The organism is Actinomadura spongiicola (assembly GCF_003432485.1).
GTDB lineage: Bacteria > Actinomycetota > Actinomycetes > Streptosporangiales > Streptosporangiaceae > Spirillospora > Spirillospora spongiicola.
This window is the reverse complement of the sequence record NZ_QVNQ01000001.1, coordinates 538,842-563,469: the sequence shown is the minus strand read 5'-3', so window position 1 is coordinate 563,469 and position 24,628 is coordinate 538,842. Positions and strand designations below refer to the sequence as shown.

Below are 24,628 nucleotides of genomic sequence, written 5' to 3'. Positions count from 1 at the left end.
GCTTTCGAGACGCCGTCCCGCCGGGCATGCTCGGAGCATGGGTGTGCAGGACGACCGACTCCCCCGAAGGACACGTGACGACGCGGGCGCAGTGCGCTCGGGCATCCTGGCCCTGCACCGCACGACCGGTCTGCCCGTGGTGTTCGGCGGCGCCGTGTCCGGCGGCGCCCACGACCGGCTGCACATCACCGAACTCGTCGGCACCACGACGGACTCTTTGGACGGCCTGGTCGTCCGGCACGGCAACGGGCTCGGCGGCAAGGCGATGGCCATGGCCCGCCCCGTGTGGGTGAGCAACTACCCGACCTCCGCGTCGATCAGCCACGACTACGACAAGCCCGTCTCCCGTGAGGGACTGCTGTCGATCCTCGCGGTCCCGATCGTCGTCCGGCGTCGCGTCCGCGGCGTCCTGTACGGAGCCCTCCGCGAACCACTGTCCCTCGCCGACCGCGTCATCGGCTCGGCGATCCAAACCGCCCGCGACCTCGAACAGGACCTGGCCGTCCAGGACCGGGCGGACGAAGCCCTGGCCCGCTCCCGCCCCGACACGACCACCGCCCGCTGGGAGGAGGTCAGAGCCGTCCACGCGGAACTACGCGCCCTCGCCGAACAGGTCGACGACGTCACCACCCGCGACCGGCTCCGCGAAGCGTCCCTACGCCTGGCCGCCGCGGGCCTGTCCGAGCCGAACACGGCGCCCCGCCCCATCCTGTCGCCCCGAGAGCTGGACGTCCTGTCCTACGTGGCCCTCGGCTGCACCAACGCCGAAACCGCCGACCACCTGGGCCTCATGCCCGAAACGATCAAAAGCTACCTCCGCTCGGCCATGCGCAAACTAGACAGCCGCACCCGCCTGGAGGCAGTCAACACAGCCCGCCGCACGGGCCTCCTCCCTTAACCAAGGGAGACCCGCACCGCACCTGCGCGACAACCCCAGCCCGCCTCCGCAACCCCGCGACAACCCCGACCCCTGCGATCGCGTCCGAAGGCAGGTTCAAGCGAAGCGAGAACCTGATCGCGCAGCGAGCCGCCAGGCGAGCCGAAGCGATGCCAGCGATCGCACGCAGTTCACGACGATGGAGGGCCCCCAGGGCCCGAAGGAGGAGTGCACTGCAACAAACACAGCAGCGAGCCGCCAGGCGAGTCGGAGCGATGCCAGCGATCGCACCGCTTTATCGACGATGGAGGGCCCCCAGGGCCCGAAGGAGGAGAAAAAGCCAATAAACACAGCCCCGGCGGCGGGGTCAGCAGGTGTATGTGGCGGTTCGTACAGGGCAGATCGGCCCCCGTGGCGCACTGCCTGGACGGAACGTTCACCACACGCCGGCTGCGCCGGGCCGTGGATACGCACAGCACGGTAACACCTCTGCGAACAAACTTGTTCATAGTTATTTCGTTGCGGTGGGCTCCTTGATCACGTTGGTAGCTTGTGCGTGTGGACTCCGACGGCTTCCCCTCGCTGCCGCGCGGGCGTCATCACCTCACCCGCGCGCAGGTGTCGGCCTCCCAGCGTGATCGGCTGCTTCAGGGCATGACGCAGGCGGTCGCGGAGAAGGGCTACGCCTGTACTTCCGTCGCCGACGTGCTGAAGCGGGCGCACGTGTCCCGTGAGACGTTCTACGAGCATTTCACCGACAAGCAGGCGTGTTTCCTCGCCGCCTACCAGTCGGCCGCCGAACGTATCGAGGGTGTCGTCCGTGAGGCGCTCCAGGCCGCCGGTGAGCCGGTGATGGGACGGCTTGAGCGCGCGTTAGGCGCCTACCTGCGGGAGTTGGCGGCCGACGCGAGCGCGGCGCGCATGTTCCTGTTGGAGATCTACGCGGCGGGCCCGACGGCCGCGGCGGTGCGGCACGGCGTTCAGCGGGAGTTCGTCGAGCTCGTCGACGGGTTGTTGATGGAGGACGAGCGGTTCCGCCGCCTGCCCGACCACGAGTTCGCGTGCACGATGCTCGTCGGCGGGGTGGCGTCCATGGTGACGGGCGCGGTCGCGATGGGTCAGCACGCGTCGCTGCCGAAGTTGTGCGCGCCGATCCTGGCGCATTTCCGGTCGTTGCTCGACTCCTAGATGAAGACGCTCAGCCCGGCGGCCATCGCGAAGCCGACGATCGACAGGATCGTTTCCAGGACCGTCCAGGTCTTGATGGTGTCGCGTACCGACATGTTGAAGTAGCGGGAGATGATCCAGAAGCCGCCGTCGTTGACGTGGGAGGCGATGATGGAGCCCGCGGAGATCGCGATGGCGATGAGCGCGATGTGCGGGTCGGAGTAGTTCTCCGCCTGGACGAGCGGCGCGACGATGCCGCCGGTGGTGACGATCGCGACGGTCGCGGAGCCCTGGGCGATCCGGAGGCCGCAGGCGATGAGGTAGGCGAGCACGATCACCGGTAGGCCCGCGTCCGAGAGGGTGGTGGCGAGGGCCTTGCCGACGCCGGTCGCGGAGATGACGGCGCCGAAGAAGGCGCCGGCGCCGATGACCAGCAGGATCATGCCGATGGGGCGGAGCGCTCTGCCGGCCAGGTCGGACAGTTCCGCGGTGGACACGCCGCGGCGGATGCCGAGCGTGTACATGGCGAGCAGCACGGCGATGGTGAGGGCGACGACGGGGTTGCCGAGGAAGGTGAGCGTGGGCAGCGCGGGGCTGTCCTCCCACCAGACGGTGCCGAACGTGGCGAGCAGGATCAGGACGAGCGGCACCGCGATGATGAACGCGACGAGGGCGAGGGACGGCTCGGGCTCCGGCTCCTCCTTCTCGGCCTTCTCCTGCTCCGCGACGATGTACTCCTCGGGCACCTCGACGAACACGCGTTTGCCGATCCAGGCGCCCCAGGCGACACCGGCGACGAGGAACGCGGGGATGCCGCAGACCAGGCCGAAGATGATGAGCCAGCCGAGCGGGACTTCGAGGAGCCCGGCGGCGGCGACCGGGCCGGGGTGCGGCGGCAGGAACGCGTGCGTCATCGACAGCCCGGCGAGCAGCGGCATCGCGTACAGGACGAGGGAACGCCCGCCCTGCTTGGCGGTGACGTAGACGAGCGGCGCCAGGACGAATATGCCGACATCGAAAAAGACAGGCGTTCCAAAGATGAGTCCGGCGATGCCCATGGCGAGGGGCGCGCCGCGTTCCCCCGCGACGCTCAGCAGGCGGCGGGTGAGGACGTCGGCGCCGCCGGACCGCTCCAGGATCGCCCCGAGGATCGTGCCGAGCCCGACGATCGGCGCGATATGGCCGAGGAGCCCGCCGAAGCCCTTCTCCAGCACGGACTCCTTGGAGCTGAGCGCGGTGCCGACGATCTCCTCGACGCTCAGGCCGGCGACCAGCGCGAGCGCGAGGCCGGAGACGAGCAGCGCGATGAACGGTTCCAGCTTGACCTTGATGATGAGGAACAGCAGGACCGCGATGGACACGGCGCACAGCGTCAGCAGGCCGCCCGTCTCGTGTTGCAGCCAATGGACCATGGCGGGGGGACCCTCTCGGTGGTGGGGGTGGGGGGATCCGGGTCAGCGGGTCGTTCCGGTGGGCGTGCGGCGGAGGGAGCGGCCCGGGAGGGCGCCGGTATGGTGCCCGTCCTCGATGACGGCGGTTCCGCCGACGAGGACGTGGGTGATGCCTTCCGCCTGTTGTTTCGGGTCGTCGAACGTGGCTGTGTCGCGGACGGTCGCGGGGTCGAACAGGACGAGGTCGGCGTGGTGTCCGGGCCGGACCAGCCCGCGGTCTTCGAGGCGGAGCCGCCGCGCGGCCCGTCCGGTGAGGTGCGCGACGCACTCTTCGAGGGTCAGGACACCGAGGTCGCGGACGTAGTGGCCGAGGTAGCGCGGGAACGTCCCCCAGGCGCGCGGGTGCGGTTTCGCGGCGGCGAGGAGCCCGTCGCTGCCGCCGGTGTGGCACGGATGCCGCATGATCGCCTGGACGTTCTCCTCGTGCCCGACGTGCTGGAGGATCGTGGTGGCGAGGTCGTCGGCGATGAGCCGTTCGCAGTAGACGTCGAACGCGGGACGGCCGGACGTCGCGGCGAGGTCGGCGATGGTCCGCCCGACGACGGCGCGGTCGGGGGAGCCGGAGATCTCGATCGTCTCCCATTCGGCGGGGACGCCGTGGCAGCCGTCCGACCCCTCGACCTCCATCGCGTGTTTGATCCGGGCCCGTTCGGCGGGGTCGGTGAGCCGCGCGAGCAGCGCGGACGGGCCGCCCGCCGCCGCCCAGCTCGGCAGCAGTGCGGCGAGGGTCGTGGACCCGGGCAGGTACGGGTAGGTGTCGAGGGTGATGTCGCAGCCGTCCGCGATCGCCTCGTCGAGGAGGCTCAGCAGTTCGGGGGCGCGTCCCTTGTTGACGCCGAAGTTCATCGTGGCGTGCGCGAGGTGCAGGGCGCAGCCGGTGCGGCGCGACAGTTCGACCATCTCGGCGTACGCCTCCAGCGCGCCCGCCCCGTACGAGCGGTGGTGCGGCGCGTAGAAGCCGCCGAGGGACGCGACGACGCGGCACAGCTCGGCCAGTTCCTCGTCGGCGGCGTACATGCCGGGCACGTAGGTGAGGCCGCTGGACATCCCGACGGCGCCTTGGCGCAGGCCGGTCGCGACCAGTTCGCACTGCCGGTCGAGTTCGGCGGGCGTCGGCGGACGGTCGTCCCAGCCCATCGCGAGCATCCGCACCGTGCCCTGCGGGACGAGGTAGCAGGCGTTGACGGCGATGCCCCGGTCGAGCCGGTCGAGGTATTCGCCGACGCTGCGCCATGACCAGTCGAGGCCGGGCGGGTCGCTGTTCCAGCCCGCGATGGCGCGGCGGGTCTCGGCGAGGGTGGTGTCGTCGACGGGGGCGTAGGACAGGCCGTCCTGCCCGATGACCTCGGTCGTCACGCCCTGGCTGACCTTGGCGAGATGGTCGGGTTCGATGAGCAGCGCCAGGTCGGAGTGGGCGTGCATGTCGATGAATCCGGGCGCGAGGACGAGTCCGTCCGCGTCGATGGTGGTCGTGCCGGACAGGCCCGGCCCGATGTCGGTGATGCGGCCTTCGGCGACGGCGACGTCGGTGACGCGGCCGGGGGCGCCGGTGCCGTCCACGACGGTGGCGCCGCGGATGACGGTGCCGGGCATCAGAACCACGTCCTGACGAGGTCCACGACGACGGGCCGTTCGGCGTCGGCGTCGTCCACGACGGGGAGGAGCGTCCACTTGTCGAGCGCGGTGCACGGATGGGACAGGCCGAGTCTGACCACGTCGCCGACCTCCACGGACGGGTCGACGAGGAAGTCGACGAGGAACGCGTGCTGGTCGTTGACGGCGGCGACGCTGGCCTTCTCGACCGGTTCGGGGCCCTTGCCGCGGATGAGCTGCGGTTCGGGGAGCCCCTCGTCGAACGGCAGGTCGCGTTTGCCCGCGTCCAGCAGCGCGAGCGCGGGTTCCGGCCGGGACACGACGCGCGCCCAGCCGTGCATGGCCGAGCGCAGCGCCGTGCCCGTCGCTCCCCGCGAGAACGGTGAGATCTTCCGGTAGAAGCCGTCGTCGTGGACGATGTACGCCCCGGACCGCAGGACGACCCGCCCGTCGAGGCCGCCGAGCACGTCGGCGACCTGGTCGAAGAAGGAGCTGCCCCCGGCCGTCACGATCGGCTCGTCGGTCTCGTACTCCAGTCGCCCGAACAGGTGCGCCATCCGGCGCAGGTAGGCGTCGACGGAGCGGCGGCCCTCGTCGGACGCGTCGTGCGCCAGCGCGCCCTCGTATCCGGCGAGGCCGGCGAGGCGGAGCGTCGGCGCGGCCCGGACGGCGTCCGCGAGGGCGAGGGCGTCGCCGTCGTCGCGGACGCCGGTGCGCCCGTGCGGCCCGCCGATCTCGACGCACACGCCGACGCGGCGTTGGGCGTGGGCGAGGCGGAGCGCGTCGTCCATCAGCTCGACGGAGCGCACCGAGTCGACCCAGGACACGAACTCGAACTCGGGGTTCTCCTCCAGTTCGGCGGCCAGCCAGGCGAGGCCCGCCGGGTCGAGGAGCGCGTTGGCGAGCATGACCCGGCGGACGCCGAACGCGCGGGCCACGCGGAGCTGCGGCAGGTTCGCGACGGTGATGCCCCACGCGCCCGCGTCGAGCTGCCGCCGCCACAGCTGCGGGGCCATCGTCGTCTTCCCGTGGGGGGCGAGCGCGACCCCGGCCGCTTCGGCCCACTCGGCCATGGTGCGGAGGTTGTGGTCGAGGGCGCCCGCGTCCAGTGTCAGTAGCGGGGTGCCGAAGGCGTCCAGGGACGGGCGGGTGCGGCGCACCTCGGCGACCGTCGTTCCGTGCAGGGACGCCGGGATCGCCTTGAAGCGCCAGTCGAGCCGCTCGTCACCGAGGGCATCGACCGCCCCGACGTCGATGCTCGCGACCATCACGACCTCCCGTGTTGCGCAATATGCAACATTTATTGCGCTTCATGCTATTGTGGTTGTAGCACCGTGTGCGGGTGCCGGTCAACGATCCGGCTGGAAGACCCGGGAGACAGGGGAGTCGGATGAGCCAGAGCCTCGGCCGCGCGCTCACCATCCTCGGCGAGTTGGGCGAGGGGCCGCGCACGCTTGACGAGCTGGCCGCGAAGGTCGGCGTGCACAAGACGACCGTGCTGCGGCTGCTGCGCACCATGGAGGACGAACGCTTCGTCCACCGCGACTCCGACCACCGCTTCCACCTCGGGTCCCGCCTGTTCGCGCTGGCGGGCGCGGCGCTGGAACGGCGCGGCATCCGCGACGTCGCCGCCCCGCACCTCGCGCGGTTGAACGACGAGACCGGGCAGACCGTCCACCTCGGCGTGTACGAGGGCGGCAACGTCATCTACCTGGACAAGTACGATTCGCGGCACGCGATCCGGATGTACTCGCGGGTCGGGCTGAGCATGCCGCTGCACGCCACCGCGATCGCCAAGGTCCTGCTCGCCGACCTGCCCGAGCCGCGCCGCCGCCGTGTCGCCGCCGAGATCGAGTACACCTTGTTCACCGAGCACACCATCGACGGCCCGGCCGCCCTCCTGGACGAGCTGTCCCGCGTCGCCGACAAGGGCTACGCGCTCGACGACGCCGAACACGAGACGTTCATCCGCTGCGTCGCCGCACCCGTCCGGGACGCCACCGGACGCGTCGTCGCCGCCGTGTCGATCTCGGTGCCGGAGGTCCTGCTCAACCGTGACGAGGTCCTCGCCCTGCTGCCCGACCTGCTCCGTACCGTCCGCGCCATCTCCGCCGACTGCGGCCACGCCGAACCGTGACGGCACGGCCACGGGCGGTGCGGCCGTCCGGCGGTCACCGGCTCCCGACCTCACCTCATGTGCGGAGTGACCGTCCGGCAAATGAGATGAAGATCCCATAGCGTCCTCCTACCCCGTTAATCCTCGATAGCGTGGGAGTTGTGGAGGTTGATGTGGACGGTGCGGCGCCCTCCCCGCCATCTCGCCGCAGAGCACTCTGGCTGATGGGAGCGGCCGCCTTGGGGGTCACCGGGCTGGCGGCCGACGGCGCCCGGCCCGCCGAAGGTTCCGCGGCCTCGGCGGAGCCCACCGTGCGGGCGCGCCCGGTCATCCACCCGACGCCGACCCCGACGCCCACGCCCACACCGACGCCGCGTCCCGCGTCCTGGGGGCCCGCGAAGCTCACCTCGACGGAGACGCCCGTCCGCGAGCTGACGACGCTGTCGCCCCCGCCGCCGCCGAAGTCGATCGCGCTCACCATCGACGACGGCCCGCACCCGGAGTGGACGCCGCGGGTCCTCGACCTCCTCGCCGAGGAGAACGTGCGCGCGACGTTCTTCATCATCGGCGAGCAGGTGAAGGAGTACCCGGTGCTGACCCGCCGCATCGCCGACGCCGGCCACCAGATCTGCAACCACACCGAGACGCACCCGATCGACATCGCCGACCTGTCGACGAAGAGGGTCCGCCAGGAGATCGTCGACGCGCACGACCGGATCGCCGACACCACCGGCATCGTCCCGCGGTTCTTCCGGTCGCCGGGCGGCGCGTGGTCGGACACCGTCCTGGAACTGACCGCCGAGCACGGCATGCTTCCCATCGACTGGGCCGTCGACCCCCGCGACTGGGCCCGGCCGGGGACCGGCAGCATTCGCAGGGCGCTGCTGGAGGGCGGGGACGGTGACATCCTCCTCTGCCACGACGGCGGCGGCGACCGTTCCCAGACCGTCGCGGCGCTGAGGTCCGTTCTCCCCAAGATGAAGAAGCGCGGCCTGACGTTCGTCACCCTCTGAACAGACGGGAACGCCGCCCCGTGTCGCAGTTCACGGGACGGCGCTCGGCGACGTCAGCCGTTACCTACCGCAGTCAGGCGACCCTCTGCATGGGCACCAGCGTCTCGCCCGCCTGACGCTTGCTCATGTCGAAGAGGGTCAGAGAGGCGAACGTCGGGCCGTCCTTGCAACGGTTGTCGAGCAGCGTGGAGCGGCCCTTGAACGCGTTGATGGTGGAGTCCATGTAGGGGCCCTCAGGGCACAGGACCGTGAGCTGCACGGTACCCGCACCCATGCAGGTCGCCGCGACGAACGGGCCGGCCTTGCTGTCGAGGGAACAGGTGACCGGCGGCGGCTTGGGCTTGTCCTCGTCCGCGAACGCGGGGCCGATGCCAAGGCCGTACAGACCGAGGGCGGCGGCGCCGACACCGAGCGTGGACAGGGCGAACTTACGAGCCTTCATGACGCACTTCCCTATGGGTGGCTGGATGGTGGAAGCAGTGTGATCACGCTTGGCGCCGGCGTCGCATTACCGGCCTCGATTCCGCGGAACCGGACCGGCGAATGCAGACCCATCATCGGATGCCGCCGGCGGGGTAGGTAATACCAGAACCCCATCAGATTCAGTTATATCGACCTCTCACCATGGCAAACGATCAACGAACATGGCGGGGCCGTGTTGTGCGATGCAAAACCATTCGATCGATCTTGAAAATCTGACCATAATTGACAATGGTTCGACCTGGAACGGTAGCGAAAAATCGTTTGGTTTCGAATATGCCAACCGTCCGTGATAGCGCGTTAAAAAGGCCCGTCCGGAAATGCCGGTGCCCGCCGAGCCCGCAGCCGGCGGCACCGTCCGGGTGTAGCCAGGTACACCCCCGCTTCGGGTTCCGGGCACACTGTGCGTACGGCCGCTCGCCAGAAGACTGGACGTCATCGGGCAAGCGACCTGCGGAGGAACCGGTGGACGGCAACTTGGTGAGCGGCGGATCCGTGTCGGTGACACGGGCGGAAGAGACACCGATGGAAGAGACACGGCTACAGCGGCACATCAGAGCGCCATGGCGCGGGCTCGCGCTCTGGCTGCTCGGCATCCCGGCGACGCTCGTCGGGCTGTGGTTCCTCACGGTCGTCTCGATGATCACGAGCTTTGTGGGGGTGCTGCTGTTCCCGTCCGCGGCGATGCTGCTGCGCACCCAGCTCGACGCGTACCGGATCAGGATCAACCGGTGGACCGACGCCAAGATCCAGCGGCCGTACCTGCCCGAAGGGGAGATCGAGCCCGGTCTGAACGGGATGTTCAAGCGTTTCATCGCGCTGATCAAGGACCCGGCGACCTGGCGCGACTACCTGTGGGTGGTCGTCGACCCGTGCGTCACGGTGTTCACGGCGGCGCTGCCGGGCCTGCTGATCCTGTACGGCCTGTGGGGCTACACCCTCGCGCCGTTCACGGGCGGGCTGATCGGCCACTACGGCGGCAGTGACTGGTACGCCTACATCCCGATCGTCGACTCGCTCTCCCTGGACGCCGGCCGCTTCGTGTCCACTTTCACGATCGCGACGGTGTGCATCGTCGTCGGGTACCTCATCGGCCCGAAGATGCTGAACGTGTACGGGCAGTGGGGCCGGTTCATCCTGGGCCCGACGCGGAAGTCGGAGCTGGCGCTGCGCGTCCAGCACCTGACCGAGACCCGGTCGGACGCCGTGGACGCGTCCGCCGCCGAGCTGCGCCGCATCGAACGCGACCTGCACGACGGCGCCCAGGCCCGCCTCGTCGCGATGGGCATGAGCCTCGGCGCGATCGAGCACCTGCTCGACAAGGACCCGGAGAAGGCGAGGACCCTGCTGGCGGAGACGCGGGAGTCGTCCGCGAAGGCCCTGCACGAGCTGCGCGACCTCGTCCGCGGCATCCACCCGCCGGTGCTCGCCGACCGCGGCATCGCCGACGCGGTCAAGGCCCTCGGGCTCGACCACCCCCTGCGGGTCGAGGTCGACGCCGACCTTCCGGCCCGACCGGAACCGCCGGTGGAGTCGGCCGCCTACTTCGCCGTGTCGGAACTCCTCACGAACGCCGCCAAACACTCCGGCGCGTCCCGCGTCTGGATCGACCTGCGATACGAGAGCGGAATGCTGCGGATCACCGTCACCGACGACGGCCGCGGCGGCGCCACGATGACGAACGGCACGGGCCTGCGCGGCATCGAGCGACGGATCGGTACATTCGACGGCGTCCTCGCCCTCAGCTCGCCGGTGGGCGGCCCGACGATCGTGACCATGGAGCTGCCGTGCGCGTTGTCATCGCCGAAGACCTCGCCCTCCTGAGAGCGGGCCTGGTCAGCCTGCTGGAGACGCACGACTTCGAGATCGCGGCCGCCGTCGACAACGGCCCCTCGCTCCTGAAGGCGCTCCTCGACCACCGCCCGGACGTGGCGGTGGTCGATGTGCGTCTGCCGCCGTCCTTCACCGACGAGGGGCTTCAGGCCGCGCTGGAGGCGCGCCGCCGGGTGCCGGGCATGCCGATCCTGGTGTTGTCGCAGTACGTCGAGCAACTGTACGCGCGGGAGCTGCTCGCGGACGGCAGCGGCGGCATCGGCTACCTGCTGAAGGACCGGGTGTTCGACGCCGCGCAGTTCGTGGACGCGGTCCGCCGGGTCGCCGCCGGCGGCACCGCCATGGACCCCGAGGTGATCTCCCGGCTTGTCGCCAGCAACACCCGCGACACGCCACTGAGCCGCCTCACACCGCGCGAGACGGAGGTCCTGGAGCTGATGGCGCAGGGACGGTCGAACGCGGCCATCGCGGAACGACTCGTCGTCACCGAACGGGCCGTGACCAAGCACACCGCGAACATCTTCACCAAGCTGGACCTGCCCGTGACCGGCGACGACAACCGCCGCGTCCTGGCGGTGCTCGCCTATCTGAACCGCTGACACCGGACGCGCACACGGGCGCGGCGCCGTGGCTGCGCCGCGCCCGTGTCTCCCCCCGACCGGACCGCCGACGAATCGGCGGCCACCGGTTTCCTTCCGCCGTTCCCGCGGCCAGTGATGATCTTCCGTTCTGCATGTTGAGATGCACGGCGGACCCTCCAGGTTCGGACTTGTCGCCAATACTTGATCTGTCGCACGTCGCGAGGGGTGGCATAGTTTGCTCTCGCGAGATGGCCCTATTCAGGAGGGGCGCGATGACGGTGATTCTTGTCCTGCTCTGCCTGGCGATCGCAGGCCGGGAGCTGTATCTGGCGTTCGAGCGCAAGCGGATTCCGGCCGCGCCCGAGATCGCCGATATCCGCACCCAGCTCCGCGCGCTGCGGGGAACCCGGGACGAGCTGGAAAGCGTCCGCAGGTCCCAGGCGGAACGGCTCGACCGGCTGACCAGGGAGCAGGACCGCGACCGGGAGGCGCTCGGCGAGGCCGACGCCCGCATCCGGTCACTGATCACGCAGATCAACGACCGGATGGTGCCGGACGTCAACGACAAGCTCCACCGGCAACGGGAGGCGACGGAACGCCTGGCCGCCGACGTAGCCGGGCTGCGCACCCACCTGGCCCGGCGCCTCGACCAGGCCGTGGCCGCGTCCCTCGGCGCCGACCCCGTGGACATCGTCGCCGGAACGCTGCGCGTGGAACCACCGGAGGCCCGGCCCCCGGTCGCCGGCGCGTACGAGCGCTTCACCGCGCACCACGGCCTCCGGGTCGAGTTGACCGACCTGGACCGCTACTACCTGTCGGGCCGCAGCCCACGCGGCCTGGAACGAGACTTCATAGAACTCATGCGAGTGTCCCGAGCCGACGACGCCAAGGACACAGAACAACTCCAGGACCTCGAACGCGCCCTCCGCGACGCCGAATGGGGCATGGCCCAAATCGGCCCGCTCCTCCTCGTCCGAACCCCCGAATCGACGGCGTGCGGCGTCCTGCCACTCGCGGACCTCCTACGCCCCGAAACCGCCGGCCTCCTGGACGACCTACCCGCCGCCCTCCGCCGCCTACACCAACTCCCCGAAACCCGCTTCCACGTCCTCAGCGGGTCGGAGTCGTCCATGTGAAGACGGGTGGGCGGCCTGTGAGGAAGGCGGTGACGCCTTCCTCGCCCTCGGTGGTCGTGGTGGCCTCGTCCGTCCAGTGACGTGCCTTTTCCGCCACGTTGGTCGAGGTGACGATGGCGTCGACGAGGTCCTTGGCCGCCCGTTGGGTGAGCAGGGATCTTGACGCGAGTGTCGCGGTGAACTCGGCGACCCGCGTGTGGAGGGCCTCCGCGGGGACGACCTCGTCGAGGAGGCCGACGCGGAGCGCGTGGTCGGCGCTGATCAGATCCGCCGAGTAGAGCAGGTATTTCGCGGTGGACGGCCCCACCAGGCCGACGAGTCGGGCCGTCGCCGTCACCGGGTAGACGAGGCCGAGCTTCGCCGGGGTGACGCCGAACACGGCGTCGTCGGCCGCGAAACGTAGATCGCACGCCGCGGCGAGCTGGCAGCCGCCGCCCACGCAGTAGCCCTCGATCGCCGCGAGCGCCGGTTTCGGGAACGCGGCGAGCGCCCGCTCCGCGGCCACCGACAGGTGCGAATCGTCGGGGCGGTGGATGTCGTCCAGCTCGGCGATGTCGGCGCCGGCGCAGAAGTTCCCGCCCGCGCCCGCCAGCACCGCGACCCGCACGGCGGGATCGGCCGCCAGATCGTCCAGGATGCCGGGAAGCGCCCGCCACATCGCCGCCGACATGGCGTTGAGCTTGGCCGGACGGTCGATCACGACCGTGCCGACACCGTCCGCGACCTCCACGCGCAGCCGCCCGTCCGGCGACCCGGCCATGATCCTCCTCTGCTCGGACGCCGCTCATCGTAACGGGCGCCGGAACAATCTCACCGACCTCGGGGAATGCGAAACCGCCCTGGAGTGCTGTACTGTCGAGGCAGCGTCTTCGTATTCCGCGCCTCGCGGTGAGGGCGCTTCTTCCCCGCCCCGGGTCATCTGAGAGCCCGGTGACTTCCCCGGTTCGGGCGCGCGACGGGCGTCCCGAGCCACCGTCCAAGGGAGCCGACTTCAGCCCGGTGAACCGAGCTGCTTCTCTTTCTTTCCACTCGCGTACGAGCCGCGGAATCCGCCGCCATACGCGGGATTCGACCGCGGGCCACGCGGAACGTTCCGCGACGGCCTGAGAAGGGACCCGCATGTCCACTTCCACACTCACCACCGAACGTCCCACCACGGAACAGGCCACGAGCCGCACGGCGCCCGGCCGCAAGGTTCAGGGGGCGCACAGCGTCTCCGCGTCCGGCGGACGCAGGGGCGGCCGGCAGGCACGGCGGCCCGTCGAGGAGACGCCGACCGTCCCGTTCCACGGCATCCTCGCCGTCCAGGACAAGCACGCGTTCGTGCGCACCTCCGGCTACCAGTCAGGGCCGAACGACGTGTACGTATCGCTCGCCCAGGTCAAGGCCGCCAATCTGCGTCCCGGCGACGCCGTCGTGGGAACGGCCCGGCCGCCGAAGTCCAGCCGGGAGAAGTTCTCGGCCCTCGCCCACGTCGAAACCGTGAACGGCGTGACGCCCGAGCAGGCCGCGGACCGTCCCGCGTTCTCGCAGCTGACCCCGCTGTTCCCGGACGAGCGGCTCCGCCTCGACACCGGCCCGCTCGCCACCCGCGTCATCGACCTGATCGCGCCGATCGGCAAGGGCCAGCGCGGCCTCATCGTGTCGCCGCCGAAGGTCGGCAAGACGATGATGCTCCAGGCCCTCGCGAACGCGATCGCGCAGAACAACCCGGAAGTGCACCTCATGGTCGTGCTCATCGACGAGCGGCCGGAAGAGGTCACCGACATCCAGCGGACGGTCCGCGGCGAGGTCATCCACTCGACGTTCGACCGTCCCGCCGCCGACCACACCGAGCTCGCCGAACTGGCCGTCGAACGCGCCAAGCGCCTGGTCGAGCAGGGCCACGACGTCGTCATGCTGCTCGACTCGATCACCCGGCTGGGCCGCGCCTACAACCTCGCGGCGCCGTCCAGCAGCCGCATCCTCGCGGGCGGTGTCGCGACCACCGCGATCTACCCGCCGAAGAAGTTCTTCGGCGCCGCCCGCAACATCGAGAACGGCGGCTCGCTCACCATCCTCGCGACCGCGCTGGTGGAGACGGGGTCTCGCATGGACGACGTCTTCTTCGAGGAGTACAAGGGCACCGGCAACATGGAGCTTAAGCTCGACCGGGGCCTCGCCGACCGCCGCGTGTTCCCCGCCGTCGACATCGAGGCGTCCGGGACGCGCCGCGACGAGCTGCTCATGACGCGGGAGGAACTGGAACTCTCCTGGCGTCTGCGCCGCGCCCTCCAAGGGCTGGAGAGGCAGCAGGCCGTCGAGCAGCTTCTGGAGAAGATGAAGGGCACGTCGTCCAACGCCGAGTTCCTGCTCCGCCTCCAGCAGACGACCTAAGGCGCCCTTTCGGGACGGAACGACTTCAGAATTCGGTCGTAGAGGCGTTGGCCGGGCGTCCATTCCCGGTCGGGCGCGTGGAAACAGAACTCGTATCCGGCCGCCCGGCTGCACAGCACGTGCCTGGTCCTGTTCCCATGGGCGGTGTCCCGCCAGGTGAACTCCCACTCGGCGGCACCGGCGATGACCTCGGGCACGGCTTCGAGTCGCAGCCGCCGGTATTCGGGGTAGCGGCCCTCGGCGACGGCCGCCCGCTCCTCGGCGAGCAGACCGTCCAGGGGATTTCCGGCCGCCGGGGAGATGCGCAGCCCCCGGCTCGTGCGCAGGTCTCTCCACCGCATCACGGCCCCGCGCCTTTCCGCCTGCCATCCCGCGGGCACGCGCACGGAATAGGCGCCGGCCTCCCGGTACTTCGTCGTCTTCGCCGTCACCCCCGCCGCCGGACGCAACGCCACCGCGTCGCCCTTGCCGATCGACGTCCACCGGGCCGTCCACGTGCCGGTCCCGGCCGCGAGCGCGGCGAGCACCACCACCCCGAGGACGGCGCCGGGCCGCACCCGCCGTCCCACCGGCCCCCGCGCACCGCACGCCGCCGACACCCGCGGCGGCAACGTCCACGGGACGCGCGGCCCCCGAAACACCCGCGTCCGCACCGCGCTTCGCGAAACCCGGCGGGTCTTCGGGAGTGTCGCTCGCGTGGCCCCCGGTTTCGGAACGGTCCCAAGCACGTCCTGCAAGAGTTGTGCGGTGGCCTCGGCCGTCAGCCGATCTTCCGGCCGGGCCCGCAGCAGCCCCTCGATGATCGGCGTCAGCGGCCCGGCCCGCACCGGACGCGCGTAGTCGCCCATCAGCACCGCCACCATCGACGCCAACGCGTGGCAGCGCAGGAACGGCGAGAAACCCTCCACCGCCGTGTAAAGCGTCGCGCCCAGCGACCAGAGGTCGGACGCCTCCACGCCGGGCTGGCCGTTCACCCTTTCCGGCGGAAGATACGCGGGAGAACCCTCAATCCCCGCGGGCATCGTGTCGACGGACTCGCGCCCATTGTCGATGTGCACGGCCAGACCGAAGTCGGTGAGAAGCACCCGCCCGTCATCGCAGATGAGCACATTGCTGGGTTTGACGTCGCGATGCAGGATTCCCACCGCGTGCGACGCCCTCAGCACCGACAGGACGGCCGCGCCGATCTCGGCCGTCCGGCGCACGCCCAGCGGACCGTCCTCGGTGACGAGCCGGTGCAGCGAGCACGCCTCCAGGAACTCCATGACGATCCACGGACGCCCCTGTTCGATGAGCAGGTCGTGGACGGCGACGACCCCGGGATGTTTCAACGCCGCCGTGGCCCGCGCTTCAGCCAGCAGACGCCGACACATCACCTTGCGTTCGCTCTCGGTGACACGCCCCGGAAGGTGGACTTCTTTGACGGCGACGTCCCGGTCCAGCGTCTCGTCATAGGCCCGCCAGACGGTCCCCATGCCGCCCCGGCCGACCACAGAGAGCAGACGATACCGTCGCGCGAGCGGTATCAACCGATCCCTCTTCATGCGCAAGTTAATCGCCGGTACGCACCCAAGCCATGCTCCCACCGCCCCAATCATTTCTTGACCGGTGCGTGCAGTAGAGAAGGCGTCCGAGCGTGGTATAGGCCACACTCCGCACACAAGTCATAACTATCTGTAGCAACTTCGTGAACGACGCGCACACCTCAACCGGCCACGCCCGCCGTCCTTACACGGCTCTTATCCGGGTACCGGCATGCTTGGCAGTAACGATTCAGTATCAGACGGGGGTAGTGGTGAGCGCAGGCGCTATGGCGTGGACCCCGCCGACCTGGGAGGAGATCGTCACCGAGCACTCCACACGGGTGTTCCGGCTGGCGTTCCGGCTGACCGGCAACCGGCACGACGCCGAAGATCTGACCCAGGACGTCTTCATCCGGGTCTTCCGTTCGCTGTCGTCCTACAGCCCCGGCACGTTCGAGGGCTGGCTCCACCGCATCACCACGAACCTGTTCCTCGACCGCGCCCGCCGCAAGCAGCGCATCCGCTTCGACGCCCTCGCCGACGACGCCGCCGAACGCCTCCAGGGCCGCGAACCGTCCCCCGCCCAGGCCTACGACGACCGCCTCCTGGACGCCGACATCCAACGCGCCCTGGACGGCCTCGCCCCCGAGTACCGGGCCGCCGTCGTCCTGTGCGACATCGAGGGCCTCAGCTACGAGGAGATCGCCGCGTCCCTGAACGTCAAACTCGGCACCGTCCGCTCCCGCATCCACCGAGGCCGCGCCCAACTACGCGACGCCCTGGAGCACCGCCGCCCCACCGAAGTCCCCACCACCTGCCACCAATGACTAAGGGCAGGTCTTCCAGGCGAGTTGGACGTCGTGGTGAGGCAGGCCGGTTTCGTCTCCTATGGAGATGCTGCTGAGCTTAAACCGATCCGAGTAGCGCTGCTCAATCTGGAGTTCAGTGCGAGTGCTCAAATACCCATCCTCGTTGCACGGCTTCCAGGCGATCTCCATATGCGGCCACCCACCGGTGTACTCCCAGAAGCCGTCGAAAGGTTTGTTCACGGGATGCCAGAAGTAAGCGCCACAAGGGAAGAAGTAATACTCAATACCTATGGTGGCCTTCGAACGCCCTTGTATCCGAGCATATCCGCGGTGGGACGAGGACACGATGCCGTAGGTGAAGCCCTCCGGGACTATCGAGACATAGTGAGTTGCGGCGACACGCCTGCCAGCAGCATGATTGACGCCATGACGACACGAAAGGGCCATGCCGCGTAGGCGCCCACGAGATCTCAGAGCCAAACGATGCAGCCGACCCGACCGGAATCCGGCGGCCCAGGACCGGCTAGCGCTGCGCGTCTTCCGTTCCAGGCCTCCTGTGTTGCGCGGTGTTCACGTCCTGGTCGAGATCAACGACATACCGCTGCTGAACTCGTATCACGACGGAATCAGCCACGTCATCGGTGTACACCCGGAAACGTTCTTCGCCCCCGACAGCGCCCTGTTCCATAACGGTGAGAACCAGCAATACCTGCCCCTCGGTGATCCGATCGACGGCTGTGCCCACGACTGCTGTGGCGCCGGGGTAGCGGTCTGTCGGCAGGGAGCCCGCGTCCACTGGCGCCTGATCGGCGACAACTGGAACCGTCATCTACCGTCGACAGAGCTGACGTTCGACCGCGAGGAGTACCTGTTCACGATCGAATGGGCCCGCGACACATGGATTGCCCAGGAGCAATAGGCGTCGGCCTGGGCATGGTTCTAATCCGACCCGTCCACCGACACCCCGTTCCACGGTCGCGGACCACTAGGCCGTTTCTGACAAAACGCCGCCGCTGTGCGGCGGTGGTTTGCTTGATAAGGCGTGCAACGAGAACTTCCCCGGATGGGACGACCTCAAAGGCCCTGACGGCAAGCCGCTCCAGGAGTGCGACGAGTTTCCCTTCGCCTCAACCTACGACGGGGCTGGCAAGTTCAACTGGGACGGGGCGCAGTTCAGGACATGTTCTCCGCCCGCCCAGTCCACCGTGACCACAACAACGCCGGAGGCATCGCCTTGAAGCTGTGGTATCACTGGGATCGGATCACCGATAAGGACAAGTTTGACATCAAGGTGAAGTGACACGCTCAAGTGACGGCCCGGGGGGCGAGTCGGGACACAAGCCGGGCTCGCCCCCTTCATCTAATCAATGGATGGTTGAATGCCTGCGCAACAGAACTTTCACTTCCATGCTTCTTGGGACTGGCTGGTCAGCCCCTGGTACGGAACCATAACGGTCGATGCGCAGGAGCCGCCGTCGGACTCGATACCGGCCACACCTTTACACGGCTTCGTTGCCTGTCAAGGGTCCAAGCTGGTGATCTTCACCAGAGGGGAGGACAACCTGAGAATCCGTGTACGGGTGGAAAGCTGGAGCGGCGAACCAGTGATCGCTGACGACCACGCTGAGATCGGCCCCGAAACCTGCGAACTTACGACACCCTCAGGTGTCATCACCGTCAGCGATGGCGAGGCAAGCGTCAACAGGTTCGAACTCCCTGCCCCAGGTACTTACCACGTCCGTGTCACCGGCCATGGGATGGACGCAGCCGAGCTTTACCGCGCGGCCGAATCCGGTTCGACAGATTTCGAGGATGCACAGTTTCAGGCGGACTGGGCTCTGCTGCAAGGGCGGGAAACGTACATTGTGCGCTTGTGGCCCGCCACCTGATAGTCCCGCCTTTGGCGGGCTAGGGGGTTGCGTATCGAGTTTGTCCAGGGCCACCAGCTCTGAGGGGCCGGACGGTCGGACTAGGGGCAGGTCTTCCAGGCAAGGTCGTAGAGGTGGTGGTGGGAAGAGGCGTCCTCGGTCTCCATGGAGATGTAACTGATCTTCGATGGCTCCGAGCTTCCTTGGTAAGCCTGAAGGTCACTGGTGAAGTTGAGGTTCCAGTCCACGTTGCACGGCTTCCAGATAATCGAGTCCGACGGCGGGCGGTCCGCAAACCGCCACCTGTCGCCGAAGGGGCCGTAGATGGTATGCGTGACCTCTGACGGCGTGGACTCCTGGAAGAAGTGGCCGAGCTTCACCGTGGCGTACGCGCCTTCCTCCATGAAGGCGTCACCAGCGTTGGACGATGACGAGATGGCGTAGGTGAAGCCCTTTGGCACGATGAGTTTCAGGACGACCTTGCAGGTCTTGCGTCGGTCCAGGGGATGCGACGAACCGCCCGTCTGCGCCAAGGGGCCCTCGTAGTGGACGCTCAATCGCTTGTTGTCCGACAGGATGGCCGCCCAGACGGTGCCGGTCGGGCACCCGGAGCCGTAGTAGCCAACGATCTCGACGGTGACCCCGTCCGGTTCCCGGACGGGCCGAGAACCGGCCGCCGCCGGTGCGGCCGAGGTCACTGTCACGGCCAGCCCCGCAACGACCACGGCGGAAATGGCAAGCCCCTTACGCATGCGATCCCCATTTCACCGGCAACGACCGACCATAGCGGCGTCTTCCAAACCGCTCGAACGCCCAACATTGGACGGAAACTGAGAACTGGTCGGACGGTATCTCGCACCTCCGACACCGTCAATCGTCAGTTTTCAACAGCCTTGCCATCGCCAAAACCTCCGCCTCAGCCGCGCAGCCGCACACAATAAACCTGGCGACATCGGCGATCACCGCCGCAATAATGGCGAACGTGGAGGAGGTCGAGGTCGTCGTCGCCCACCAGGAGTGCGCGACCCTACGCGTTGGTGACGTGTTCCTGAAGATCGACGCCGATCAGGCGCGCACCGGCCTCGAGGTCGAGGCGATGGCCCTGGCGCCGATTCCGACTCCTGGAATCCTGTGGCGGAACCCGCCCGTGCTCGCGCTCGCCGCCCTCCCAGGAACGGCACTCGCCCGCCTCGGCAAGCCATCGAACGCGTCACCGGCGGCATGGGCCGCCGCGGGCGCCGCCGCACGGATGCTCCACGAAGCGCCACTGCCCCCCTGGCCGGGACGAAGCCACAACGAGATCGCCTCGGAGCTCGACGACCAATGCGAGTGGCTCCTCACCAACGGCGTCCTCCCCACCAAAGTGGTCACCCGTAGCCGCCGGATCGCCAAGGCCGCCCTCCGCCCCTGGACACCCGTATTCATTCACGGCGATCTCCAGGTCGCCCACGTGTTCGTCCACGGCGACAAGATCACCGGCGTCATCGATTGGACCGAAGCAAGCCAGGGCGACGCCCTCTTCGACCTCGCCACCCTGACCCTCGGACATCCGGAGCGCCTCAACGACGTCATCGCGGGCTACGGCACCGACGTGGATCTCGACGTGATCCACGCCTGGTGGTCACTGCGATGCCTGCGAGCCATCCCCTGGCTGATCGACCACGGCTTCGACCCATCCCCCGAGATCGCCGTACTGACCTCACGCCTGTAAGCCCGCCGCTCCCCCAGGGCGACGCACTCAAATTCCGGGGCAACTACGTCAGGTCGTATCGTCCAGCCAGGACGTCAGCGTGGAAGGCCCGCCAGGACGCGACGCTGAACGCCAACTTCGGCCCATCAGGGTCCTTGCTGTCCCGCACAGCCGTCCCACAGCACTCACACCCCCCAACCTCAACACAATCAACTCCGCCATCACCGCTATGACTGCTGATCCTCCAGGACGCCACCTCGACGCACGCTCCGTTGTTCCCACTGCGACTGCTCTTGCGCCACGTGAGTTCGTGGATCACTCTCATTTAGCTACCTCTTCACCGTGGGTTCTAGCTGCTTCCTTGATCAGCGAGCGCGACTCTTCGGGGCCAAGAGCGCGAGCGCGTAGTTGATCGAACACCGCAGAGTATGTTGCGATCTCGTCTGCCTGCTCGAGGTACAGTCCGATTGGGCGAAGCTCAAGGTAGACAACGTCCGGGTCAACTGGTTCGGGGAAGCCGAGGATGCTGAAACCACCAGTGGCGATAGCCGGATGGGCCCCCGCCGCGAAGGGCAGGACCTGGAGATCCACACTGTCGCGCTGAGATATGGCCACCAGGTGTTCAAGTTGATCGCGCATCACAGCTGAGCCTCCGACCCGTCGCCGGATCGCATCCTCGTTGAGGACGAACCAACTTTTCAACGGCTCATCCCCAACGAAGCGTTCCTGCCGCTTCATGCGAACGGCGACCGTTCGATCGATTTCCTCTTCAGAGTAAGCCCGCAAGTCTGCCGCGTGTAGTGCCCTGACATAGGCGTCCGTCTGGAGTGGGCCGGGAATCACATCCAGGCTGTAGTCCTGAAGGGTACTGGCCTCTTCCTCCAGCCCGGTGTAGGCGCTGACGAATTCCGGGAGGTCGTACTTCTGCCACCAGCCCTTGATGCGGCATTGGCGGGCCAGGGTGACCAGTTCGTCGGTCTCGCGGTCGCTGAGGGAGTAGAAGCGGCACAGCATGGCGATGTCGCCGGGCTTGGGGTTGTGGGCGGCGGCTTCGATGCGGCTGATCGTGACCGGGCTGATTCCGGCGAACGTCGCCGCCTCTTCGCGGGTCTTCTTCGCGTCCTTGCGGAGCTGGCGCATGATCGCGGCCAGACGTCGGCGGCGCACCGTGGGGCTCGTCCGTCTTGTCGCCATCGTTACCTCCCGGGAAGTTCATCCATCGGATGACCGCAGATTTTCTGAACTAGGTCACGCAAAGCGGTTGCCATCTCACGGATGGTCACCAACACTCGGAGCGTAGCGACTCATAACGCGGCGTGTTCGGGTCTTCTGGGGATTCGACGGGATACGTCCGCGCTGGACGAGGGGACGGCCTGATGGGCATCGTCGGACGGGTGGGCAGGCGGCTCATGACTCGGGAGGGCCTGGACGGCCAGCGGCGGCTGGTGAAGGGGTCTCTTCGGTTGGAGACCGAGATGGGGAACGTGTCGGTCGGGCGGCAGTGGCTGCGGGACGTTCTCCGGCAGGAGTTCGGGGTCGGGCACTCGGTCACCGACGATGCCGTTCAGGCGCTGTCGGAGATCCTCACGAACGCGATCCTCTATGGGACGGGGCGTTTTGTGCGGGTGACCTACCTGCTGGACGGCGAGTGGGCGGAAGTCGCTGTGCACAATGACCGGCGGGCGGACGGTGTGTGGCCGCGCAAGCAGTCGCCCGCGCCGGACGCCGAATGTGGGCGTGGGCTGGAACTCGTCGAGGCGTTCTGCGAGCAGTGGGGCATCACGGCTCTGCCCGACGACGCGGTCAAGGTCTGGTTCAAGGTGAGGTTCACGTGAACGGCTACCGGGCACCCGCGCGGCATCGGGGGCCGTCCGACCGGTATGCCCGGGGCATCGTGCACGGCGTGATCGTGGGGGTCGGCCTGGGGTTGGTGCTGCTTGGCTTGCTGCTTCTCGCGTGGGGTGGTTGAGGCCGAATCTGGCCTTGCGGCGGCGGAGTCTGGGATGGGTGGTTTGCGTCTACCTTGAGGGCGTGGGTGTCGCGTACGGGCTTCGGGTCGGAGAGTCAGCGATCCGGGTTTGACATGTTCTTGAACCCTCAACTAATCTTCGAGATGTCGTTGAAGTTTCAAGCATAGGAGCCAGCATGAGCATCACCGCCGTCGCGCCCGGACTGACCGCCGGTACCTGGAACATCGACCCCGCGCACTCCGAGGTCACCTTCGTCATCCGGCACCTGATGACCAAGGTGCGGGGCACGTTCACCGAGTTCAGCGGGTCCGTGCAGATCGCGGAGGAGCTCGCCGAGTCCACCGCCACGGCGGAGATCAAGGTCGCTTCGCTGGACACCCGTAACGCCGACCGGGACGCGCACGTGCGCACCGCCGACGTCCTCGACGTGGAGAACCACCCGACCATGACGTTCGTGACCACGGGCGTGCGCGCCGAGGACGGCGAGTACTACCTGGACGGCGACCTGACGATCAAGGGCGTGACCCGTCCGGTCAGCCTGGAGGTCGAGTTCAACGGCGTCGCCGAGGACCCCTGGGGCGGGACGCGCGCCGGGTTCTCCGCCTCCACCACGATCAACCGCAAGGACTGGGGCATCGAGTTCAACGTGCCGCTGAAGGGCGACAAGGCCCTGCTCGGCGACAAGGTCGACCTGCTGCTGGAGGTCCAGGCCGTCCGCGCCTGAATCCTTGTTGACCTGCGGCGTGTCGGGAGGGGCGGCACGCCGCATGTCAACGTGGCAGGCGTTCCAGGGTGGTGATCAGGGGGAGGCGGAGCGCGAAGCGGGCACCGTGCGGGTGGTCCTCGACGCGGAGCGTTCCGCCGTGCGCCTGGGCGACCTCGCGGGCGATCGCGAGGCCGAGGCCGGTGCCGCCCGCGTGGCGGCTGCGGGCGGTGTCGAGGCGGGTGAAGCGTTCGAAGACGCGTTCGCGGTCGGCGGGGGCGATGCCGACGCCGTCGTCGGTGACGGTGAGGACCGCGTGCCCGTTCTTGCGGGTCACCTCCAGCGTGATGGTCGAGTCGGCGTAGCGTTCGGCGTTGTCCAGGAGGTTGCCGAGGAGCCGGGCGAGCTGCACGCGGACGCCGCGCACCATCACATGCCGGTAGAGCTGTGTATTGATCTTCCGGTTGAAGGAGCGTCGGCGGATCTCGGTGGAGGCCAGCTCGGACAGGTCGATCGGCTCCAGGGCGAGCATCCCGCCGGTGCCGATGCGGGCGAGCAGCAGCAGGTCGGTGATGATCGCCTCCAGCCGGTCGGTGTCGCGCAGCGCCGACTCGACGACGGCGTGGAGGTCGTTGTCCTCCGGGTGCATCGAGGCGTCCTCCAGGTTGGCGCGCAGTGCCGTGATGGGCGTGCGCAGCTCATGGGACGCGTCGGAGGCGAACTGCCGCTGTCGCGCGACGGCGCGTTCGAGCCGGTCGAGGGTGGCGTTGGCGGTGCGGGCGAGCTGGCCTATCTCGTCCTCGCGCAGCGGTTCGGGGACGCGGCGGCTCAGGTCCGTGGCACTGATCACGGCGAGTTGGACGCGGATCGCCTCGACCGGGCCGAGGGTCCGGCCGACGACGCGCCAGGTGATCCACGCGACGAGACAGGTGAGTAGCAGGACGGCCAGCGCCAGGATCATCTCCAGCAGCCCGTTCACCAGGTAGGACGGGAGCCGCTCCGCCGAGTACACGACGACGGACTCGGGCGCGGTGGTGACACGAATGGCCTCGATGACGGAACACTCACGTATCGGCCACGCACCACGGCACTCTGTGTAGTCGCGGATGCGCACATTGCTCGACGGCCAGAGTCTGCTCACCGGCGGCAGACTCGCGGCGGCCGGGGTGGCGTTTGTCACACGTCCACCCGGCTCGACGACCTGAACCAGGACCCGCCCGCGGGTGCCGTCCGGGATCTGCCCCTCCAATGATCCGTCGCGGACGGCCGCGCTGATCCTCCTGCCCGGGACCTGCGTGTTCTGCATGAGATCGGCCTTGACGACCGTGCGGACGGTGACGTCGACACCGACGGCCGTGATGCCGAGGACGAGGGCGGCGATCACCGCGGCGATGATCGTGTCCCTGGCCCGGATGGACCGGGGGCGCATGCGCATGAAGCCC

Annotated in this window: 26 protein-coding genes and 1 pseudogene; 16 read left to right on the top strand and 11 right to left on the bottom strand. The window is 68.5% G+C overall.

Annotated elements, in window-relative coordinates:
• The first annotated feature begins 37 nt into the window (after positions 1-37).
• Together D0T12_RS02690 and D0T12_RS02685 are read left to right on the top strand one after the other, a co-directional pair.
• Positions 38-898, top strand: a complete 861-nt coding sequence (locus tag D0T12_RS02690; protein WP_117397621.1) for a helix-turn-helix transcriptional regulator — start codon at positions 38-40, stop codon at positions 896-898.
• A 537-nt stretch (positions 899-1,435) separates the two neighbouring features.
• Complete coding sequence (locus D0T12_RS02685) at positions 1,436-2,065, top strand: TetR/AcrR family transcriptional regulator (protein ID WP_117397620.1); 630 nt, start codon at positions 1,436-1,438, stop codon at positions 2,063-2,065.
• Here D0T12_RS02685 and D0T12_RS02680 read toward each other — a convergent pair.
• The 3 genes from D0T12_RS02680 to D0T12_RS02670 are packed head-to-tail and all read right to left on the bottom strand — an operon-like array spanning position 2,062 to position 6,356.
• Positions 2,062-3,456 (bottom strand): GntP family permease, encoded by a 1,395-nt coding sequence (locus D0T12_RS02680; protein ID WP_117397619.1) that lies wholly within the window; start codon positions 3,454-3,456, stop codon positions 2,062-2,064. The genes D0T12_RS02685 and D0T12_RS02680 overlap by 4 nt on opposite strands.
• A gap of 42 nt (positions 3,457-3,498) precedes the next feature.
• Positions 3,499-5,088, bottom strand: coding sequence for an N-acyl-D-amino-acid deacylase family protein (locus D0T12_RS02675; RefSeq protein WP_117397618.1), 1,590 nt, complete (start codon positions 5,086-5,088; stop codon positions 3,499-3,501).
• Positions 5,088-6,356 carry an amino acid deaminase gene (locus tag D0T12_RS02670; RefSeq protein WP_117397617.1) on the bottom strand — a complete coding sequence of 423 codons (1,269 nt, stop codon included), beginning with the start codon at positions 6,354-6,356 and terminating at the stop codon, positions 5,088-5,090. The genes D0T12_RS02675 and D0T12_RS02670 overlap by 1 nt, the downstream gene beginning before the upstream one ends.
• Positions 6,357-6,478: 122 nt before the next feature.
• Between D0T12_RS02670 and D0T12_RS02665 the strand changes: the two genes are divergently transcribed.
• Positions 6,479-7,225: an IclR family transcriptional regulator gene (locus D0T12_RS02665; RefSeq protein WP_117397616.1), complete on the top strand. Its 747-nt coding sequence runs from the start codon at positions 6,479-6,481 to the stop codon at positions 7,223-7,225.
• A 203-nt stretch (positions 7,226-7,428) separates the two neighbouring features.
• Positions 7,429-8,217 (top strand): polysaccharide deacetylase family protein, encoded by a 789-nt coding sequence (locus D0T12_RS02660; protein ID WP_117397615.1) that lies wholly within the window; start codon positions 7,429-7,431, stop codon positions 8,215-8,217.
• Positions 8,218-8,290: 73 nt separating this feature from the next.
• On the opposite strand, the gene D0T12_RS02655 is transcribed toward D0T12_RS02660, so the two are convergent.
• Positions 8,291-8,659 (bottom strand): hypothetical protein, encoded by a 369-nt coding sequence (locus D0T12_RS02655; RefSeq protein ID WP_117397614.1) that lies wholly within the window; start codon positions 8,657-8,659, stop codon positions 8,291-8,293.
• Between the two features lie 563 nt (positions 8,660-9,222).
• Between D0T12_RS02655 and D0T12_RS02650 the strand changes: the two genes are divergently transcribed.
• From D0T12_RS02650 to D0T12_RS02640, 3 genes are all read left to right on the top strand, one after another.
• On the top strand, positions 9,223-10,521 hold the full coding sequence (locus D0T12_RS02650; RefSeq protein WP_117398012.1) for a sensor histidine kinase: 1,299 nt from the start codon (positions 9,223-9,225) through the stop codon (positions 10,519-10,521).
• A complete protein-coding gene (locus D0T12_RS02645) occupies positions 10,485-11,129 on the top strand; it encodes a LuxR C-terminal-related transcriptional regulator (RefSeq protein ID WP_117397613.1) in 645 nt (214 codons plus the stop codon). Before D0T12_RS02650 ends, D0T12_RS02645 begins: the two co-directional genes overlap by 37 nt.
• 254 nt (positions 11,130-11,383) lie before the next feature.
• A complete protein-coding gene (locus D0T12_RS02640) occupies positions 11,384-12,247 on the top strand; it encodes a hypothetical protein (RefSeq protein WP_117397612.1) in 864 nt (287 codons plus the stop codon).
• On the opposite strand, the gene D0T12_RS02635 is transcribed toward D0T12_RS02640, so the two are convergent.
• Complete coding sequence (locus tag D0T12_RS02635; protein ID WP_117397611.1) at positions 12,222-13,007, bottom strand: enoyl-CoA hydratase/isomerase family protein; 786 nt, start codon at positions 13,005-13,007, stop codon at positions 12,222-12,224. The two genes, D0T12_RS02640 and D0T12_RS02635, sit on opposite strands and share 26 nt — an antisense overlap.
• Positions 13,008-13,444: 437 nt before the next feature.
• Between D0T12_RS02635 and rho the strand changes: the two are divergent.
• Positions 13,445-14,623, top strand: a pseudogene (rho, locus tag D0T12_RS02630) (transcription termination factor Rho); the annotation flags it as partial.
• On the opposite strand, the gene D0T12_RS02625 reads toward rho, so the two are convergent.
• Entirely contained in the window at positions 14,620-16,167 is a 1,548-nt protein-coding gene (locus tag D0T12_RS02625) for a serine/threonine-protein kinase (RefSeq protein WP_267900385.1), read from the bottom strand. The pseudogene rho and the gene D0T12_RS02625 overlap by 4 nt on opposite strands.
• A gap of 266 nt (positions 16,168-16,433) precedes the next feature.
• Between D0T12_RS02625 and sigE the strand changes: the two genes are divergently transcribed.
• On the top strand, positions 16,434-16,973 hold the full coding sequence (sigE, locus tag D0T12_RS02620) for an RNA polymerase sigma factor SigE (protein ID WP_117397608.1): 540 nt from the start codon (positions 16,434-16,436) through the stop codon (positions 16,971-16,973).
• On the opposite strand, the gene D0T12_RS37290 is transcribed toward sigE, so the two are convergent.
• On the bottom strand, positions 16,974-17,402 hold the full coding sequence (locus D0T12_RS37290; RefSeq protein WP_117397607.1) for a DUF4360 domain-containing protein: 429 nt from the start codon (positions 17,400-17,402) through the stop codon (positions 16,974-16,976).
• Positions 17,403-17,511: 109 nt separating this feature from the next.
• On the opposite strand from D0T12_RS37290, the gene D0T12_RS02610 reads away from it, so the two are divergent.
• The 3 genes from D0T12_RS02610 to D0T12_RS34705 all read left to right on the top strand — a co-directional run bounded on the left by D0T12_RS02610 (position 17,512) and on the right by D0T12_RS34705 (position 18,844).
• Positions 17,512-17,874 (top strand): hypothetical protein, encoded by a 363-nt coding sequence (locus D0T12_RS02610; RefSeq protein WP_117397606.1) that lies wholly within the window; start codon positions 17,512-17,514, stop codon positions 17,872-17,874.
• A 109-nt stretch (positions 17,875-17,983) separates the two neighbouring features.
• Complete coding sequence (locus D0T12_RS37500) at positions 17,984-18,193, top strand: NucA/NucB deoxyribonuclease domain-containing protein (RefSeq protein WP_456318660.1); 210 nt, start codon at positions 17,984-17,986, stop codon at positions 18,191-18,193.
• Between the two features lie 141 nt (positions 18,194-18,334).
• On the top strand, positions 18,335-18,844 hold the full coding sequence (locus tag D0T12_RS34705; protein WP_147339348.1) for a hypothetical protein: 510 nt from the start codon (positions 18,335-18,337) through the stop codon (positions 18,842-18,844).
• A gap of 80 nt (positions 18,845-18,924) precedes the next feature.
• Here D0T12_RS34705 and D0T12_RS02600 read toward each other — a convergent pair whose 3' ends face one another.
• A complete protein-coding gene (locus D0T12_RS02600; RefSeq protein ID WP_117397604.1) occupies positions 18,925-19,575 on the bottom strand; it encodes a DUF4360 domain-containing protein in 651 nt (216 codons plus the stop codon).
• A 230-nt stretch (positions 19,576-19,805) separates the two neighbouring features.
• Between D0T12_RS02600 and D0T12_RS02595 the strand changes: the two genes are divergently transcribed.
• Positions 19,806-20,534: a phosphotransferase gene (locus tag D0T12_RS02595; protein WP_117398011.1), complete on the top strand. Its 729-nt coding sequence runs from the start codon at positions 19,806-19,808 to the stop codon at positions 20,532-20,534.
• Positions 20,535-20,577: 43 nt separating this feature from the next.
• Here the strand turns inward: D0T12_RS02595 and D0T12_RS02590 are convergent, their stop codons facing one another.
• Both D0T12_RS02590 and D0T12_RS02585 read right to left on the bottom strand, forming a co-directional pair.
• Positions 20,578-20,838, bottom strand: coding sequence for a DUF397 domain-containing protein (locus D0T12_RS02590; protein WP_199487246.1), 261 nt, complete (start codon positions 20,836-20,838; stop codon positions 20,578-20,580).
• Positions 20,835-21,707 carry a helix-turn-helix domain-containing protein gene (locus tag D0T12_RS02585; RefSeq protein WP_117397603.1) on the bottom strand — a complete coding sequence of 291 codons (873 nt, stop codon included), beginning with the start codon at positions 21,705-21,707 and terminating at the stop codon, positions 20,835-20,837. Before D0T12_RS02585 ends, D0T12_RS02590 begins: the two co-directional genes overlap by 4 nt.
• A 182-nt stretch (positions 21,708-21,889) precedes the next feature.
• Here D0T12_RS02585 and D0T12_RS02580 point away from each other — a divergent pair, with 182 nt between their 5' ends.
• The 3 genes from D0T12_RS02580 (at position 21,890) to D0T12_RS02575 (ending at position 23,207) form a co-directional block, all read left to right on the top strand.
• Entirely contained in the window at positions 21,890-22,348 is a 459-nt protein-coding gene (locus D0T12_RS02580; protein ID WP_117397602.1) for an ATP-binding protein, read from the top strand.
• Positions 22,345-22,482 carry a hypothetical protein gene (locus D0T12_RS35205; protein ID WP_158581373.1) on the top strand — a complete coding sequence of 46 codons (138 nt, stop codon included), beginning with the start codon at positions 22,345-22,347 and terminating at the stop codon, positions 22,480-22,482. The genes D0T12_RS02580 and D0T12_RS35205 overlap by 4 nt, the downstream gene beginning before the upstream one ends.
• Before the next feature lie 176 nt (positions 22,483-22,658).
• Complete coding sequence (locus D0T12_RS02575; RefSeq protein WP_117397601.1) at positions 22,659-23,207, top strand: YceI family protein; 549 nt, start codon at positions 22,659-22,661, stop codon at positions 23,205-23,207.
• 46 nt (positions 23,208-23,253) lie between these two features.
• Here D0T12_RS02575 and D0T12_RS02570 read toward each other — a convergent pair whose 3' ends face one another.
• The gene (locus D0T12_RS02570; RefSeq protein ID WP_117397600.1) at positions 23,254-24,621 is read right to left on the bottom strand and encodes a sensor histidine kinase; all 1,368 of its coding nucleotides are present in this window, start codon (positions 24,619-24,621) and stop codon (positions 23,254-23,256) included.
• Positions 24,622-24,628 lie beyond the last annotated feature (7 nt).